This is a genomic window from [Flexibacter] sp. ATCC 35103, from assembly GCF_001975985.1.
Lineage (GTDB): Bacteria > Bacteroidota > Bacteroidia > Flavobacteriales > Flavobacteriaceae > Flavobacterium.
Map to the genome: position 1 here is coordinate 73,463 of NZ_MTQF01000008.1, position 17,920 is coordinate 91,382.

Annotated in this window: 16 protein-coding genes; 4 read left to right on the forward strand and 12 right to left on the reverse strand. The window is 31.9% G+C overall.

Translation table 11 applies throughout. The annotated features are described in order from the left end of the window. Positions 1-48 precede the first annotated feature (48 nt). The 7 genes from BXU01_RS17640 to BXU01_RS17670 form a co-directional block, all read right to left on the reverse strand. Entirely contained in the window at positions 49-276 is a 228-nt protein-coding gene (locus BXU01_RS17640) for a PspC family transcriptional regulator (RefSeq protein ID WP_007810860.1), read from the reverse strand. Positions 277-368: 92 nt separating this feature from the next. Continuing rightward, a complete protein-coding gene (locus BXU01_RS17645) occupies positions 369-1,640 on the reverse strand; it encodes a DUF2851 family protein (protein WP_083694389.1) in 1,272 nt (423 codons plus the stop codon). Between the two features lie 77 nt (positions 1,641-1,717). Beyond that, a complete protein-coding gene (locus tag BXU01_RS17650; RefSeq protein ID WP_083694390.1) occupies positions 1,718-2,200 on the reverse strand; it encodes a 3'-5' exonuclease in 483 nt (160 codons plus the stop codon). Between the two features lie 83 nt (positions 2,201-2,283). Beyond that, on the reverse strand, positions 2,284-3,645 hold the full coding sequence (locus BXU01_RS17655; protein ID WP_056245741.1) for a pyridoxal-phosphate dependent enzyme: 1,362 nt from the start codon (positions 3,643-3,645) through the stop codon (positions 2,284-2,286). A gap of 49 nt (positions 3,646-3,694) precedes the next feature. Beyond that, positions 3,695-5,665 carry a putative porin gene (locus tag BXU01_RS17660; RefSeq protein ID WP_083694391.1) on the reverse strand — a complete coding sequence of 657 codons (1,971 nt, stop codon included), beginning with the start codon at positions 5,663-5,665 and terminating at the stop codon, positions 3,695-3,697. 181 nt (positions 5,666-5,846) lie between these two features. Beyond that, positions 5,847-7,439, reverse strand: a complete 1,593-nt coding sequence (locus BXU01_RS17665) for a RagB/SusD family nutrient uptake outer membrane protein (protein ID WP_083694392.1) — start codon at positions 7,437-7,439, stop codon at positions 5,847-5,849. A 9-nt stretch (positions 7,440-7,448) separates the two neighbouring features. Beyond that, the gene (locus tag BXU01_RS17670) at positions 7,449-10,553 is read right to left on the reverse strand and encodes a TonB-dependent receptor (RefSeq protein ID WP_083694393.1); all 3,105 of its coding nucleotides are present in this window, start codon (positions 10,551-10,553) and stop codon (positions 7,449-7,451) included. Positions 10,554-10,937: 384 nt separating this feature from the next. Here BXU01_RS17670 and BXU01_RS17675 point away from each other — a divergent pair, with 384 nt between their 5' ends. Continuing rightward, the gene (locus BXU01_RS17675) at positions 10,938-11,597 is read left to right on the forward strand and encodes a ribonuclease HII (protein WP_083694394.1); all 660 of its coding nucleotides are present in this window, start codon (positions 10,938-10,940) and stop codon (positions 11,595-11,597) included. On the opposite strand, the gene BXU01_RS17680 is transcribed toward BXU01_RS17675, so the two are convergent. The 4 genes from BXU01_RS17680 to BXU01_RS17695 all read right to left on the reverse strand — a co-directional run bounded on the left by BXU01_RS17680 (position 11,594) and on the right by BXU01_RS17695 (position 14,573). Beyond that, positions 11,594-12,190 (reverse strand): NAD(P)H-dependent oxidoreductase, encoded by a 597-nt coding sequence (locus BXU01_RS17680; RefSeq protein WP_083694395.1) that lies wholly within the window; start codon positions 12,188-12,190, stop codon positions 11,594-11,596. The two genes, BXU01_RS17675 and BXU01_RS17680, sit on opposite strands and share 4 nt — an antisense overlap. Before the next feature lie 79 nt (positions 12,191-12,269). Beyond that, positions 12,270-13,088: an AraC family transcriptional regulator gene (locus BXU01_RS17685; protein WP_083694396.1), complete on the reverse strand. Its 819-nt coding sequence runs from the start codon at positions 13,086-13,088 to the stop codon at positions 12,270-12,272. Between the two features lie 26 nt (positions 13,089-13,114). After that, positions 13,115-13,813 carry a lipoyl(octanoyl) transferase LipB gene (gene lipB / locus BXU01_RS17690; protein ID WP_083694495.1) on the reverse strand — a complete coding sequence of 233 codons (699 nt, stop codon included), beginning with the start codon at positions 13,811-13,813 and terminating at the stop codon, positions 13,115-13,117. A 4-nt stretch (positions 13,814-13,817) separates the two neighbouring features. Beyond that, positions 13,818-14,573 (reverse strand): hypothetical protein, encoded by a 756-nt coding sequence (locus BXU01_RS17695; protein WP_083694397.1) that lies wholly within the window; start codon positions 14,571-14,573, stop codon positions 13,818-13,820. A gap of 348 nt (positions 14,574-14,921) precedes the next feature. On the opposite strand from BXU01_RS17695, the gene lysS reads away from it, so the two are divergent. The 3 genes from lysS to BXU01_RS17710 all read left to right on the forward strand — a co-directional run bounded on the left by lysS (position 14,922) and on the right by BXU01_RS17710 (position 17,248). After that, positions 14,922-16,625, forward strand: a complete 1,704-nt coding sequence (gene lysS, locus BXU01_RS17700; RefSeq protein ID WP_083694398.1) for a lysine--tRNA ligase — start codon at positions 14,922-14,924, stop codon at positions 16,623-16,625. A gap of 99 nt (positions 16,626-16,724) precedes the next feature. Beyond that, positions 16,725-16,958 carry a hypothetical protein gene (locus BXU01_RS17705; RefSeq protein WP_083694399.1) on the forward strand — a complete coding sequence of 78 codons (234 nt, stop codon included), beginning with the start codon at positions 16,725-16,727 and terminating at the stop codon, positions 16,956-16,958. Then, entirely contained in the window at positions 16,943-17,248 is a 306-nt protein-coding gene (locus tag BXU01_RS17710; RefSeq protein ID WP_083694400.1) for a type II toxin-antitoxin system RelE/ParE family toxin, read from the forward strand. Before BXU01_RS17705 ends, BXU01_RS17710 begins: the two co-directional genes overlap by 16 nt. 47 nt (positions 17,249-17,295) lie before the next feature. Here BXU01_RS17710 and BXU01_RS17715 read toward each other — a convergent pair whose 3' ends face one another. Beyond that, positions 17,296-17,898: a hypothetical protein gene (locus BXU01_RS17715; protein WP_083694401.1), complete on the reverse strand. Its 603-nt coding sequence runs from the start codon at positions 17,896-17,898 to the stop codon at positions 17,296-17,298. Positions 17,899-17,920: the final 22 nt, after the last annotated feature.

A 17,920-nucleotide genomic window follows, 5' to 3' on the forward strand; every position in this document is an offset into this window, starting at 1 on the left:
AGTTAAAAACTTTATGATCCTTTTTTTATTTTTATATTCTATATTAATTTATAAATCAAAAACTGAAGTACGTTTCGCACGAATTAAATCTTTTAGACGAATCCAAAATGCTAATGTCAGATAAACTCCAAATCCTAAACCGGCAGTAACAAATGAGATATAAATAAAAAACAATCTTACACTTGTTACGCGCATTCCTAATTTATCTGCAAGGCGTGATGAAACATGAAATCCATATTTCTCAAAGAAAAACTTAAGCTTTAAAATTGCTGACATGATGCATTAGATTTATCCTTCGACTTAGCTCGGAATGACATTAGTATTTGTTAAGAAATGCAAAAATACAAAATTATCTCATTGAATGTTTTCTAATTATTCTTTAGCAACTCCATTCCTAAAGCACATCTTAAACAGGCTTTTTGATTACAGTATTCATTTTTGAGTTCTAACAGGGTTTGGGTTTCAAAAGCATTTTTGCAAGAAACTCCAAAAGTTTCAAACTTATTTATAATGGCATTTTTTTCAGGCGAAACTTCATTCATAAAAGCAATTAAATCTTCAGAAACTGATTGTCCCATTACATTCGAATAGGCGAACTGAATGGGGATTATAGTATTTATAATAATCAAATCTAAGAAAGATTTTGATAAAGATTTTGGCTTTTTTATGCTCTCTTTATCAAACTGATAATGATTTTGCCAATATAAACTAGCACTGACACTCAACAAATCATAAACACTTTTAACCGATTTCAATACTATTATTTTCGAAAATAAATTTTGATGTTTCTGATATAAATTAGCCAACTGGGAAAGCCTGATCGTTGGAAAATTATCCGGACGATGTTTGAAAAATTGTACTGAATCTACATGATGTTTTTCTAACTGATATTTATTTAAAAGATAATAATACCTAATTTTTAAATCTGTAAAATAGACATCTTCTTTTTCATCATCGAGCAAACCTGAGGTACCCAAAAACAATGCTTCGAGATTTTCAATTTCTAAGCTTTCTTTTCTAATAACAGGAAATGGTATGGATTTCGCAATTTGCAAAAAAGCATTACTATTCGTATTTAAACCAAAATTTTTTGCAAGCAATAAAAACAGAACTGCTTCCCAATCTTGATTTGTTTCATCTAATAAATCATAAATAAATTTTGATTTTCGTTCTAGTCTGTCAAAAAATAATCTTTCCTGCCAATTTTTAAATATAAAATCATTTACCTCTCCAATACTTTTTTCGCAAAATATCCAGGATTTAGGAGTTACTAAAGAATTATAGTTGGACAAAATTTCTAAAGAAACGTAATCTTTTAATATCAAAACAGGAATTCTTCTGTTGTTTTTACCAAATATTTCCGTGTCATGTTCCCAAACTACATGTAAAATTACATTTTCATAGGCTACATCATTTTCATGACCATGAACATACCAATCAGATGATTTTAGGTGAATTTCAACATTTCCAGCCCATTTTTGATTTTCAATTTTTATTAGGGCATTAAAAAAATCAGGTCCGGCAAGTTCTAAATAATCTCCTGTCTTAATGATTATAATTTGCTCTTGTTGGGTAGTTCTTAAATTGAGTGTATCAAATTTCTTGAATCTCCAGAGATAATGAAGAAAATCTTCTTTCATTTTTTTGGCTTTTACTATGATTTATAAAAACCTAAATTTAATTAAAAAATAATACTAATCTTACAAATTATTTTTTATTATCTCAACATAAATAATTTAGCACAAGCTCGTGCATCAGATAATGCTTCGTGGTGGTTTAACTGAATTTTCATTTCCCGGCAACAATCACTTAATTTCGTTGGCTTAAATCCTTTTGCCTTGTATATCTTAACGGTACATTCCCACTTTTCGGCTATATTTAAATCTTCATAATTCAAGCCATAAAGTGCCATTGATTTGGTTAAAACATTTCGATCAAAACTTTCGTTATGCGCTACAATTACTCTGTTTTTTAATCTTTTTTCAATTTCAGGATAAACCTGTACAAATGATTTTGCATTGATGGTATCCTTTGGATAAATTCCATGAACGCGAATAGTAAATGGATTATATATATTATTTGGAGGTTTAATCAAAGTAACATATTCATCTATAATTATTCCGTTCTCTACAGTAACGATTCCAACCGAGCATGGATGGTGCCCTGTTGCAGTTTCAAAATCTATTGCAGTAAAATTCATTTTCGAATATATTAAGCTAAAAATCCATAAACCTAATCACTAGAATTAGACTTATGGATTTTGTAAAATTATTAAAAGCTATCTTATTTTATTGATCCAATAATATCATATTTAGTAATAATATGATGATTACCATTTCCAAGATCCACTAAAACAGCATCATTCTCTTTGGTAAATAATTTAGAAACCTCTTCAATAGGAGTTCCCATTTTTACAATTGGGAAAGGTTTACCCATTACTTCTTTAATTGGTTTTTCGGCTACGTTCTTATCCGCAACATAACTTCTAAACAAATCGGTCTCATCTACAGAACCAACAAATCCATTGATGTCTACAACAGGAATTTGCGAAATTTTGTATTTACGCATACGCTCAATTGCGTGCGACACTAATTCCTCTGTACGAACAACGATTAATTCTTTATCGATATGATCTTTAATAACATCTTCGGCCTTTGTAATATTTTCTTCTAAAAAACCACGTTCACGCATCCAGTCATCATTAAACATTTTACCCACATAACGACTTCCTGAATCATGAAATAATACTACAACTACATCTTCTGGTTTAAAATGCTCTTTTAGCTGCAGCAAACCTTTTATACAAGCACCGGCAGAGTTCCCAACAAAAATAGCTTCTTCAAGAGCAATTTTTCTGGTATAAACAGCAGCATCTTTATCTGTTACCTTTGTGAATCCGTCGATTAAAGAAAAATCAACATTTTTAGGTAAAATATCTTCTCCAATTCCTTCTGTTATATAAGAGTAGATTTCGTTTTCATCAAAAATACCCGTTTCGTGGTATTTTTTAAAAACGGATCCGTAAGTATCGATTCCCCAAATTTTAATATTTGGATTTTTTTCTTTTAAGTATTTTCCAACTCCGGAAATAGTTCCACCAGTTCCTACTCCAACTACAAAATGAGTAATTTTTCCATCTGTTTGTTTCCAGATTTCTGGTCCGGTTTGCTCGTAATGTGCCAAAGAATTTGACATATTATCGTACTGATTTACATACCACGAATTAGGTGTTTCAGTAGCTAATCGTTTTGACACAGAATAATAAGAACGTGGATCTGTTGGTTCAACGTCAGTAGGACAAACAACTACTTTAGCTCCTACAGCACGCAAAATATCCATTTTTTCTTTAGACTGTTTATCTGAGATTACACAGATTAATTTATACCCTTTAATGATAGCCACAAGCGCTAATCCCATTCCGGTATTTCCAGAAGTACCTTCAATAATAGTTCCTCCGGGTTGTAAACGGCCATCTGCCTCTGCATCTTCAATCATCTTTACAGCCATTCTGTCTTTTACAGAATTTCCAGGATTAAAAGTTTCGACTTTTGCCAATACTAACGCGTCAATTTCAGCAACAATTTTGTTGAGTTTTACCAATGGTGTATTACCAATTGTTTCTAAAATGTTATTTGAAAAGTCCATTTCTATTTAATTTTAATGTTTGGTTTTTAATATAATTAAGGCCCTGTTTTTATTGGAAGAAATTCCAAACTAAACCAAATCGGATAACAAAATCACGATAAGGATTATTAGGCGCTGCATAATAGTCGCTTTTAGAAAAAAGAGCATTTATATGTTCTGCTTTAAAATAAAATCGAGTTTGACGAATTCTTGCATTTACAAAAAGATCAAATAATGGATAACCACCAATTTCTTTGTTTTTTTGAACAAAAAATTCTCCTACAACCGGATTGTAATCATTTCCGTAATATTTTGTAAAATAATTAAAAATAACTCCAGTTTGCATAAACAATGCTTTCTTAAAAAAATGACCTGAGTAGTAAAATGTATTTCTGGTTACAAAATCCGGTACATTTAAAATCAAATCTGACTGATCTACTTTTTGATACAATAATGTATTATCTAATGCAAAACGACCAAATTTAAATTCACGACTTGCTTTTATTTCTAAGTAGTTAATGGCATTTCCGTACTGGGCAGGATTTATAATTTGTGTATTAGCGGCAATTTGTGCCGGCGATGAAACATCAGCAAAATATAAATGATCTTTTAGTACCGTATATTGAACTTCTCCATTTAACCAAGGCGTATTAACACTGGCACTAAGAGAATTAATCTTTTCATTTTTAAAATTATTAGACCAGTTATATTCTACATAACTACTTTGATATAAATTGTAGTTATTATTAGGTAATTTATTGATGTTACGATATCTAAAATCAAATTGAATTTTCTCGTTCCAATCATATTTTAATTTAGCATCTAAATTAGACAATGACTGATTTGTAATTGATCTTGAATATAAAAAACGTCCATTCCATTTGTTTTTCTGATATTCGTATTGTCCGCCTACATTATTGATCTGAAGAAATAAATTATCAGGAATAACGGTTTTTCCATTATCTTTTACTATAATTCTTCCGTATTCATAATTAGATCTGTAATCATCTACAAAAAAATTGAATTTCCCTAAAAGAGAATTTTCATAAGCAACTCCTACCTTATTATACAGTCTTTCATAATGGGTCTGATCATTTATACCATTAGTAAGATAGGATTCGCCAAAACGTTGTACCGGCGTTGTACCAACAGTTGAGAGTACAGTTGCCTGATTGTATTCGAAAAATTTATTCTCGTAATTAAATTGATGGTTTACGTATAAATTATTATTGCCATCAGTTGGATTTATTCTAAAAGCATGATCAAAAAACAAACGTTTTCCTTTTAAAAATGACTTTGCATCTGTAAGATAGACTTGTAATCTCTGACGGTTTTTATAATCTTTATTATCACTTTCAAAATCCGAAGGTGTTGTTATTCCGCCATTTTCTTCATTCGAAATATCCTGATACGTATAATGCGCATTGATCGCGTATCTTCTGTCAGTTGTAAAATAACTCGTTGTAAACCTGAAATTTCCCGCACTAACTAATTGATTGATGTAATCTCCCTCTGAACGCAAACCTTTGTAAGCAATAGAAAAATTAAGGTTTTTAGACGTATTTAATGTAATAAATGAATCTACGTTTTGACCTTTGTTTATTGTTGTATTAAAGAATAATTCTGTTAATGGAGTTGCTACTGAATAATAATTAATTTGATCAGCCTCTAAATAATTAAAATGTTTACCACCAAAACCAATTTCAGGATATGGAGAAAAATTAGTCCTACTGTATTGCAAAGTATTAAAAGTCTGCCCAATATTTGAAAAAGGCAAAAGTCCAAAATCGTCTTTTCGAAGGTGATTTTGTTTGTATGCACTTTTTAATGTTAAAGAAGTATCTACATATGTTGTATCATGTTCCAGAGTAATAATCTGATATTGATCTATTGTCGCAATTTTATCTTTTTTCTTTTTTACAGTATCTGTAATACTTGAATATTTAGTATTCATATCTAAACTATTTTTAGAAGTAGTTTTTTCCTGAGAAAACAATAAAGTTGGTACAACTAATAGATATAGAAAAACGAATATTCTCATTTGATGGCTTTATATGTAATTATTTCGATAAAATTTGTCAAGCAAAGGTAAAAGATAAAAACGTATAAAAAAACAAATCATTGTTATTGAGAGGTTTTTCAAAACAATTTTATTCAAGCAAAAACCCCCAACCAGAAAAGTGGTTGAGGGCTTTCAAAAAAATCAAAATATTTATTTTATCCTACCAGTCTGGATTTTGTCCTAAACCTGGATTAGTGTTCAATTCGATTTGTGGTATTGGCCATAAGAACTTAAAGCTTTCATATGCTATAGGAGCAATAGAAGTAGTAACAACAAAACTATTTCCTAGTACATATGCAGCAGCAGCTGGTGCACCATTAGCAAATTTTGCAGGGACTCCCTTATTAGCATCAGCAATAGATGCTATTGGATCACCTTGTAATCTATGAATATCTGTCCATCTACGTCCTTCTTGTAAAAATTCTATTCTTCTTTCTTTAAGAATAGCCTCAACTAAAGCAGCATCTGAAGCAAAAGAAGCAGCAGTGTAAGCTTGAGTAGCCGGAATAGCCAAAGATCTGTTTCTTACAGAGTTTAACAAAGTCAAAGCAGCTGTTGGATTAGACAAACGAGCCTGAGCTTCAGCCATATTCAATACTACCTCAGCATATCTGATAACCGGAGCAGCATCTGTTCTGTTAGTAATATCTGTATATTTATTAGAATATTTAATCCCTGTAGTAGGAGCAGTATAAATAAACTTTCCATTTTCTCTTCGTTTATCATCAGCTAACCACTTAGAATCTCTCCAAAGAATTGGACTAATACAAACTAAAGCCCTGTCTTTTAATATGCTAGCTAATGCAGCATTTGAACCAGGATTAGATATAGCAGAATGCTGAATAGAAAAAATAGATTCTGAGTTACTAGGTGCAGGACTTGTAGTATTCTGAAACGGAGCATAAGGATCAGCAGTAATTGCAAAAGCTGCAGTTAATTTATTTCCTTCAACTATTACATTTGCCCAATCTCTCTTTTGAAGATAAAGTCTTGTTTTAAATGCAATTGCAGCCCACTTAGAAGCTCTACCTACAACTCTAGATGTAAAAGTAGCTGAGTTACCTGTTGTAATTAAAGTTTCTGCATCGTTTAAGTCTGTTAAAACTTTTGCATAAACTTCAGCAACTGTATTTCTTGGTTTCACTGATTCTGTTGCAATTTCTTCACTTGTATTAACCCCAACTTCTCTGTAAGGAATACCTGGATGAGTAGCACCAGGAGTGAAAAAATATGGTCTTGCAAAATAAGTAAGTAATTCTAAATGCGTGATCGCTCTTAAAAACTTACATTGTCCAATGTAATCATTTGCTACAGCCTGAGTAATTATGCCCTTAGCAACAGCATCTGTTGATCCTTCGATCATGATATTACATCTGTTGATTAATCTGTATCCATCAACCCAGTAGTAAACATTATTAGCCGTTGTTGGATCATAAGTTCCTCTGTATGTTAACTCGTAAAAAGTTTGCATATTTACAACATCTTCACCTCTTGTTTCACCTTGTTCTACAAACGCAGCTCCCCAAACATAACCTCTACCACCATTAGGGCTCGTTGGTGCAGCATTATATTGCCCGATAGCTGCAGCATTATAAACACCGTTCATGTAGGTAGAAATTAACGTAGGCGTTTTAAAAGCATCAGGACTTAGAATATTGTTTACTGGTTTTAAATCCAATATTTTTTCTTCTGTACATGAGCTCATCCCGAGTACAACTACAGAAAGTAGAATTGTTTTTATTATATTTTTCATATGTCTTTATTATAAACTTACATTTAATCCAACTGATATCACTTTAGCACGTGGTGTACCATTAACATCTACTCCAGATGTTTCCATTTCAGGGTTTATACCTTTATAGTTTGAAATCAACCAGATATTTTGTCCCTGAACAAAAAGTCTAAAAGTATCAACACCAATTTTATCCATTAACATTTTTGGCAACGTGTAACCTAAACTAATATTATCAAGAGAGATAAAATCACCTTTCTCAACAAAACGAGTAGTTGCACTTCCTGAAAGGTTTGTAAATGTATTTGAACTTGCATATAATCTTGGCGTCCATCCGTCTCCAGGATTATCAACACTTTGCCATCTTCCTAAAATTTCAGTTCCGTTATTATTAAAGTTTTGGTTCATTAACTCTCTTCTTGTAGAGTTAAAAATTTTGTTTCCTCCACTGAATCTAACCATAAAACCAAAATCAAGATTTTTGTATTTCATTGTAGATGTAAATGATCCATAATATGTTGGTAAAGTATTTCCTAAAATAGTTTTATCAGCAGTTCCTAAAGAAGCTGTTTTTGCTACATTAGCAGGATCAGCAGGATCATAAACAGCATAAGTTGTTGTATTAAGATTTCCTTGTACTAAACTACCATCAGCTTTGTAATAAACCGGGTTACCATTTGTTTTGTTAACACCCCAATATCTATATCCGTATAAAGAGTTAATTGATTCTCCTTCTTTGATAATAATGTTAGGTGCAATATTTGTATCTGTAGATGAACCACCTATGATTGGTTGTCCGCCATATAAAGCCGTAACTTTGTTTTTAGTAAGCGTTAAGTTAGAAGAAACATCCCAAGAAAAGTTTGCATTGTTAATTGCTTTAAAACTAGCAGCAAACTCATAACCCTGATTGTACATTTTACCAACGTTTTGATTGATAGTATTATTTGGAATACCGATAGAAGGAGGAGTTGGCGCTGCCAAAACTAAATTATCAATATCATTTTTATAATAATCAAATGCTAAAGTCAAACGGTTGTTAAACAAACCTAAGTCTACACCATAATCAATTTTAGTAGAAGTTTCCCATTGTAATAAAGGATTACCAAATTGATAATAACCAATACCATTAGAACTAGCATATGGAGAACCAACTGTAAGATCTTTTGAAGGATAAGATGCACTATTTAAAACGTCAACGTTACCCACTTCAGAATAAGAACCTCTGAATTTCAAATCAGATATTGTACTGCTAATTCCTTCCATGAATCCTTCTTTAGAAACTGTCCAACCTGCAGAAACTCCAGGAAAGTTATGGTATCTAACATCTGATTCAAACTGAGAAATTCCGTCACGTCTAAGAGATCCCTGAATAAAATATTTCTCTTTATAGTTGTATGTCGCACGACCTAAGTATGATATAATCCCTTTTTCTAAAATACCACCACCAGTATCTTTAGTGTTAAAACTATTACTTACTAAATTCTTATCGAAGAAATCACTGATGATATCACTTCCCTGACCCCATAATGTTTTATCTTGTGATTTTTGATACTCAGCAACACCTGTTAAACCAAGGTTATGATCTTCAGCAAAAGTATGCTTGTAGTTCAAAATATTTTGCCAGTTCCATCTTAAAAGATTTCTGTTTTCCTGGTAAACATATCCGTTAAATGAACGTCCGTCTCCATGAATAGGATTCCAGTATTGATACCCATCAGTTGATGCGTTATCCGCACTAACTTGTAATTTATAACTTAAGTCAGAAGTAATTTTTGCATTTGCAAATACACTAGCGATAATTCTGGTTGTTGTTGATTTATATTTATTATGATCAAGAACATATACAATATTTGTAATAGCATCTCCTACAGCAGCTAAGTTATCCCATTGACCAACAGCAGTATTATTTGCATTAAGGTTATATCCTGTTGGGTCAAGAGCATCATAAATTGGTGTATTTGGTAACTGTCTGATAGTATTAAAAATATTACCTGACAAACCACTTGCACTACTATTCAATCCATTGTACTCTGTTCTGTTTACATTTAAATTTGTACCAAAACTTAACCATCTGTTTACATCCTGATCGATATTAGCTCTAACAGAATATTTTTTCATGCTATTTGATAAATTGATACCATCTAAATCTGTAATTCCTAAAGACAAATAGTATTTTGTTTTATCAGAACCTCCACTAAAATTAAGATTATGAGTAGTTTGAGGAGCATTTCTTAAAACAGCACTTTGCCAGTCTGTATTATAGGTGTTACCAGCTGCCCAAGGAGACAGTCCTGCATTTGTTCTTTTTTCGTTAGAAATAACCAAGAAATCAGGAGTTTGTAACACATCATATTTTTTAGCTGCGCTAGCAACACCAAAAACACTTGAATAAGATACTTTTAAAGTTCCTTTCTTTCCGCTTTTAGTAGTAATCAAGATTACACCATTTGCAGCTCTTGAACCATAAATAGCCGTTGCAGCACCATCTTTCAAAACATCAAAAGATTCAATATCTTCAGGGTTGATATCTGCCAAACCATTTGTAGCTGACACACCACCAATATCACCTGAATAAATAGGGATACCATCTACAACAATTAAAGGCTCAGTACTTCCAGAAATAGATCCAACACCTCTAATTCTGATTTTTGGAGCAGCTCCAAGAAGACCAGTATTAGTTAATACCTGAACCCCTGTTGCTCTACCAGCCAAAACACCCTCGAAACTTGGAGTTACCAGGTTAGCAATGTCTTTTCCGGCAATTTTAGAAATGGAACCGGTTACTTCCTTTCTTTTTTGTACACCGTACCCAACAACAACAACCTCATTCATTAATTGAGCCTCAGACTCCAATTCGACATTTACTGTGTTTGATGTACCAACAGTAACTTGTTTGTTATTCATACCTACGTATGAAAATACTAACACATCTCCTGTTTTTGCTTTTACAGAATAACTTCCGTCAAAATCTGTTTGAGTATTTGCCTTTGATCCTTTTACAGCAACATTTACTCCCGGAACGACACCTGTTTTATCAGATACCTTTCCAGTTACAGTTCTCTCCTGAGCAAAAGAAAACTGCATAGACAACGCTACTAATAGCGTACAAATCCATTGTAATTTTAATTTCATTTTAATTTATTTTGAATTAGTATGGGGCAAACATCTTAATTTTTTCTTAAAATAACAAATCATTTTAACTTAATTTTAATGCAAGATATTAAACATCTTTTAGTATCTGTCTTAAAATGACAAATTTTCATCATTTTTAATAGCAATATTCCTTATAATTTAGAATAATTTAAAATTTAAACAAATCAAACACTTAACATTTTTTTAACAACTACAATAACAAATCAATCAACCCCATAAAAAACCACAATCTCTTTTATGAACATCATTAAAATAGATGGCTTTTTTAAACTTTTGACAATTACAAGTTTTTTGTTTAAAAAAATATTCAAATTTGTTTTAGAAATTTTGTAATATTTGTGAATTAAAAGAAATAAAGAGAAAATGCTTGCAAAAAACTTTTCCGGATTTGTTATGGAAACCGGAACCGATGAGGCTGGACGTGGTTGTCTGGCAGGACCAGTAACAGCAGCAGCTGTAATTTTACCAGCAGATTTTGAAAATCAGATTTTAAATGACAGTAAACAATTGTCTGAAAAAACCAGAATATTATTAAAACCAATTATAGAGCAACATGCTGTATGTTTTGCAGTTACTCATTTATTACCAGACGAAATAGACGAAATAAACATACTTAACGCCTCGATGAAAGGAATGCAGGAATGTATTTTAAAGTTAAATCACGTTCCTGAATTTATTATTGTAGATGGTAATCGTTCTCTAAATGCAAAATTAGGTTTGAAAAATAGCTTTGGAAGACAATTCTCTTCAACTGAAATTGAGCTTTTAAAATCTATTCCCAATCAAAGCATTATAAAAGGAGATGCAAAATTTTTAAGTATTGCCGCAGCTTCTGTTTTAGCCAAAACTTATCGAGATGAATACATGGATCAAATTCATGAAGAATTCCCGATGTATAATTGGAAACAGAACAAAGGTTATCCTACCAAAGAACATCGGGAAGCTATTAAAAAATACGGAACTACAAAATATCACCGAATGAGTTTCAGACTCTTGCCGGAACAACTTTCGCTAGAATTCTAAAGCTTTTCATGCATTTCATTTTCTTTTAAAATTGAGATTAATTCATATTCCCATTTCAAAATATCTTCAGCAGAAGCCCTGTCAGCTTTATCAAAATAAAAGTGTTTCTGAATTTCTAATCCTGAATAAATAAAAATTCCAATATCAGATGTTAACGTTAAAGCTTTATCCATGCCGATTGCTTCATATTCTGCATTTGATTTTCCGTGAGAATTAATAATAATTGTTTTCTTGCCGGTTAATAAGCCTTTTTGAACACCCTGATCGTATCGATAAGCAAATCCGTAACTAAAAACACGATCGATATAACCTTTCATAATAGCCGGCATTCCTGTCCACCAAATTGGATAGATAAAAATAATGCGATCAGCCCATGTAATAAAATCCTGTTCTATTTTAACATCATCTGCAACTTTTCCTATTCTTTGTCCGTTCATATCTTCCAGAGATAAAACCGGATTAAAGTTGATTTCGTTCAAATCACGAATAACAATTTCCTGACCGGATTCCTGAAGATTTTCGACTAGAGTTTGTTTGAAGAAATGATTTAAACTACCTGAATTTGGGTGTGCATAAATAACTAAATTTTTCATGTTTTTATTTTTTAAGATTGAACATGACAAATTTAGAAAGCAAGGTTTGGGTACAATTGTAAGAAAACGAAAACCAAATCTAATCTGCTTTTGAACTGCAGATATCACTTTGGAATTTCAGAAATTTTGTTGGCGAAATATTCATATAATATTTAAAGTCGTGTATCAACTGACTTTGATCATAATAACCACAATGATCAACTATAGTAATCCAATCTGTAGTTGTGGAACTGACAGTATTTTTTTGAATTAGTTCAACTGCTTTCAAAAATCTTTCATAACGACTAGCCTCCTTAATTGTGTAACCAAAAAACTTCTTTTGATTAAGCTGGATATTTCTTTCGCTCTGATTTATTTTTGAAGCAATCGCTTTTATGGGATTTAAATTATCCTCTTTAAAATCGCCTAAAAGTGATGTTATAGTATTTTGTTCACGTAAATAAGGTTTACAAAACTCTAAAATATAATTTACCTGATCTTGTGTATTAGCTATTTCTTTTAACTCTTCCCATAAAGATGTAAAACAATTTTTCTGAATTAACACATCAGGATGAATAGGTAAAGCATCAAAAAGTACGCTCCCAAAGAATCGATAAAAAGCATCTTCTTTAAAATTGGCCACCAAAATCTCAGAGTCCGGATCTAAAGTATAATCGAAAGCTTGTTTTATAGGTCCTAAAACCAAACACTTTTCTACTTCCAGAAAATTATTTTGTTCAGATTTGAGAAAAGCTCGTGACCCAAAATTAAAAACCAGAATAGTCTGAAAACTTGGCAATAATGTTTTTGTTATTGGATGTGCCGTTTTATTTTCGGCAAAGTAAAAGTGAGAGAAAACATTTTCAAATGCTGAAGGAACGTTAATTCTATAATTGTTATCTTCTTCAGCATTTTTCATACTATGTTATATTTGAAAAGTAATTCTTAGACAAACTCAGCTTCAAACAATTGAGTCATGTGTTTTACAATTTTGTCTTTAACTTCTTGTTCATCAACTTTTTCTACACCAAGTTCTACTTGAAGAGAAGTTACACCTTTACCACGAATTCCACACGGAATAATATTATCAAAATATCCTAAATCAACGTTTACATTTAAGGCAAATCCATGCATGGTTACCCAGCGTGAAGCGCGTACACCTAATGCACAAATTTTTCGCGCAAAGGGAGTTCCTACATCCAGCCAAACTCCGGTTTCACCCTCGCTCCTTCCACATTTCAAGCCATATTCTTCTAAAGTCAAAATTATAGATTCCTCCAGAAAACGTAAATATTTATGAATATCCGTAAAGAAATTTTCTAAATCTAAAATAGGATAACCTACAATTTGCCCAGGTCCATGATAGGTAATATCTCCGCCACGATTGATTTTATAGAAAGTTGCTCCTTTAGCTTCCAGTTGTTTTTCGTTTAATAAAAGATTTTCAAGATCACCGCTTTTTCCTAAAGTATAAACATGCGGATGTTCTACAAACAACAAATAATTTGGCGTTTCCAGATCAAGTTCTTCTCTTCTGTTTTTGATTTTTAAATCTACTATATCCTTAAAAAGATCTTCCTGATATTCCCAGGTCGATTTATAGTCTTTATTTCCTAAATCTCGAAGTTGAATTTTTTTATTCATTTTATTATTTTTCAAACTCTACATCAAAGTTGAGTTTGTCAGGATTCTCCATATAATCCGTAAAAGGGAATTGAATTGTAATTGATTTACGATCGTCGCTAAACAAAGCATTTGGGTTAGACACTTTTTTGATACGTTTAGGAAAATGGTACTTTATAATATAGGTAGAAGAAGCAAAAATCATTTTTGACATATCTGCTGTAGAATCTTTTGCCTTCGCAGCTAATTTTTGTTTATCTATTACAGCTTTACGCGTAAATTTCTTTCCGTCATATGTATAGCTTAATGTACTATTATTATCTCCTAAACCATTCCCGAAAGGCGCTGCTGCACTTCCTGCTCCTTCTAATTTTTGAAGCGCACTTAAAGATTGCAAAACATCATGTAATTCATTTACCTTTTTAAAGTCAGTAGAAAGCGTCATTAAAAACTCTTTATTCTCTGCATTCATCTTGGTATTTACTACAAAGTTTTCCAGTTTTTTAAGCTCCTTTTGAGTTTCAGGAGACAATTTTGCGATACTGTCTTTTTTCTCTTCAAATAATTGTTTAAAGGTAAAAGTAGAGTCAATATTTTTTTTCGCGTCGGCTCCCATTTGATCGCCAAGCTGATCTCCTGCCATTGCCATTAAAGAAGAACCGTCCATATCAACAGAAAACTTTCCGGTTCCGTTATCATTTACATATATGTTTTCGGTCAAAGTGCAACTTACAAGAGTTGCTATTAAAAAAGAAAAACTAAGTAACTTGTATAATTTCATATCGTTAATTTTTATCAAAGATACAAAGACTATTCTATTTGGCGAATCGTTTATTTGATGAATTGTCTAATCATATTATTGCTTGTACTTATGATTGCTTTCTCTTTCTTGTCATCCTTAGACACTATTAAACAACGCTGCACAAATCTCTTTTAAAAACTAAAATTTCTCCTCTAGCCCCGATAGAAGCGGTATCCTTTTTTGCTTTTTCGGCAAAAAAGATACAAGCGGATAGCGGGACAAAAGGGTATTGAAAAACCTAAAATTTGTGCTTCAAAAAATCTAAAAACTGCATTCTGAAATCTACATTCTTTTCTTTATCTTTGCACACTTAAAAAAGAGCACAAAATGGCATTATCAGAACAAGAAATCATCCGAAGAGAAAAACTTCAAAACTTACGCAACTTAGGAATCAATCCTTATCCGGCTAATCTTTTTCCTGTAAATCATACTTCGAAACAGATAAAGGAATCTTTTGAGGAAGGTAAGAAAGTTATTGTTGCCGGGCGTTTGATGAGTGTTAGAGATCAGGGGAAAGCTTGTTTTGCCGAATTACAGGATAGTGAAGGTCGCTTGCAATTGTACGTGAATCGCGATGTTTTGTGTGAAGGTGATGACAAAACTTTATACAATACTGTATTTAAAAAACTAACTGATTTAGGTGACTTTATTGGTATTGAAGGTGAATTGTTTACTACAAAAGTTGGAGCACAATGTATTCGTGTGGACGGATTTACTTTTTTAAGTAAAACATTGCGTCCGTTACCTTTACCCAAAGTTGATGAAGACGGAAACATACACGATGCTTTTAATGATCCTGAGTTACGTTACAGAATGCGTTATGTAGATTTAACGGTGAATCCACAAGTTAAAGAAAACTTTATCAAACGTACGAAGTTGTATACTGCAATGCGTGGTTATTTTAACGATGCAGGATATCTTGAAGTTGAAACTCCGGTTTTACAATCAATTCCTGGTGGAGCTTCGGCAAGACCTTTTATCACGCATCATAATTCGCTTGACATTCCGCTTTACATGCGTATTGCAAACGAATTATATTTAAAAAGATTAATTGTTGGTGGTTTTGAGGGTGTTTATGAGTTCTCTAAAAACTTTAGAAATGAAGGAATGGACAGAACGCATAATCCTGAATTTACTGCAATGGAAATATATGTAGCTTATAAAGACTACAACTGGATGATGGAATTTGCCGAAGGTTTACTGGAACATTGTGCAATTGCCGTAAACGGAACCAGCGAAGTTACTTTTGGTGAACACCAAATTAACTTTAAAGCACCTTATGCACGTGTAACAATGACGGATTCTATCAAACATTTTACTGGTTTTGATATCTCAGGAAAAAATGAAGAGGAATTGTTTGAAGCAGCCAGAGGAATGGGAATTGACGTGGATAAAACAATGGGGAAAGGAAAATTGATTGATGAAATTTTTGGCGCTAAATGCGAAGGAAATTATATTCAGCCAACTTTTATCACTGATTATCCTAAAGAAATGTCTCCTTTATGTAAAGAACACCGTGATAATCCTGAGCTTACAGAACGTTTTGAATTGATGGTTTGTGGTAAAGAAATAGCAAATGCTTATTCTGAATTAAATGACCCAATTGATCAGCGTGAGCGTTTTGAAGACCAAATGCGTTTGTCTGAAAAAGGTGATGATGAAGCTAACGGAATTATCGATGAAGATTTCTTAAGAGCTCTTGAATATGGAATGCCGCCAACATCCGGAATGGGAATTGGAATGGATCGTTTGATTATGTATTTAACAAACAACGCTTCTATCCAAGAAGTTTTATTGTTCCCGCAAATGCGTCCGGAGAAAAAACAAGCTCAAATTGAATTGTCTGATGAAGAGAAATTTATCCTGGATTTATTGAAAGGAAATGAAAATAAAATGGATCTTCAGCAATTAAAAATTACTGCGAATTTAAGCGGTAAAAAATGGGATGCGTCTATGAAAAACTTATCTAAACATGGTTTGACAAAAGTGGCTGTTGAAGGTGATTTTAAATTTGTGGAATTAGTGGAGTAACTTTGTCTTATGTTATTATATATTAAACCCGATAAGCTTAAAAAGTTATCGGGTTTTTTGTTTAAATTTACATGAATTTTATTTATTAAAATAATCATTATGGGAGCTTTAGAGATAAAACTGGAGATATTTGATAAACTTAAAAACATTGAAGATTTAAGTTTACTTGAAAATATTAGAAACCTATTAAAAAATGCAGATACGTCTGGAGTATATCAATTTGAAGAACACGAATTAGATATGTTAAGAGAAGGCGAAGAAGATATAAAATACGGAAGAACTATTTCTCAAGAAGATTTAGATAAAGAAGATTTAGAATGGTTATCAAAATAATTTGGACTAATAGCGCTGTTGTTCAAAGAAGAAAAATATTAACTTACTGGAATAAAAGAAATAAATCAAAAACTTTTTCGAAAAAACTAGTTTTCGAAATTAAAGAAAGAGTTCAATTTTTAGTTAATAATCCCGAAATTTACATAGAAACAAACTTCCCAAATATAAGAGCATCTACATTAGGACATTATAACATCTTTTATAAAATAGTTCAACATGAATTGATTATCATCGCATTTTGGGACAATCGTCGAAATCCTAAAATACTTTATAAAATACTAGAAAAGTAAATAATATTCAAACCCGACAGGTTTTAAGAACCTGTCGGGTTTGAATATTAAAACGAATATTTCTCTAATTTCTTCCCATCAATATCCAAAACCTTTGCACTTTCTCTTGAAGCTTCTTCTTTGACAACTTCCTGAACAGATGGATTTGATGGATATTTTCCGTTTTTAAGTTTTAGAAGATGAAATTTCCCTCCACTTACCGCTATTAGATCATAAAATTTTTCAGATACTGAAGTGGTTACATAAATAGGAAAATCAGTTACAGAAAATTTATTAATTAAACTTCCGTCATCATTCAGAATAAATCCTGAGCAACCTCCGCTTCCGCAAAAATAAGCATTTGAGAAACCTACAAAATACTCGTCTTTTTTATCATTGTTTAAATCGAAAGCTTCGTAATAAAAAAACCGATCCTGTTTTGTCAGTGCAGGCAAATCTTTCTTTAATAAAACATTCAATTGTTTTCGAATCAGTTCTACTGCCTTATCGTATTTTACAGGAGCATCACTAACATCTGCAGTTCCTGCAACGGTTTTTGACAATGTATCTTCGGCAATTGTTTTAATTATACTTTTAGATTCTGTTTTATCTTTATTTTGACATGAAATGATTCCTAAAATTATAAATGCCACTAAAATTTTTATTTTCATAATTTCTCTTTTTTAATTCTTA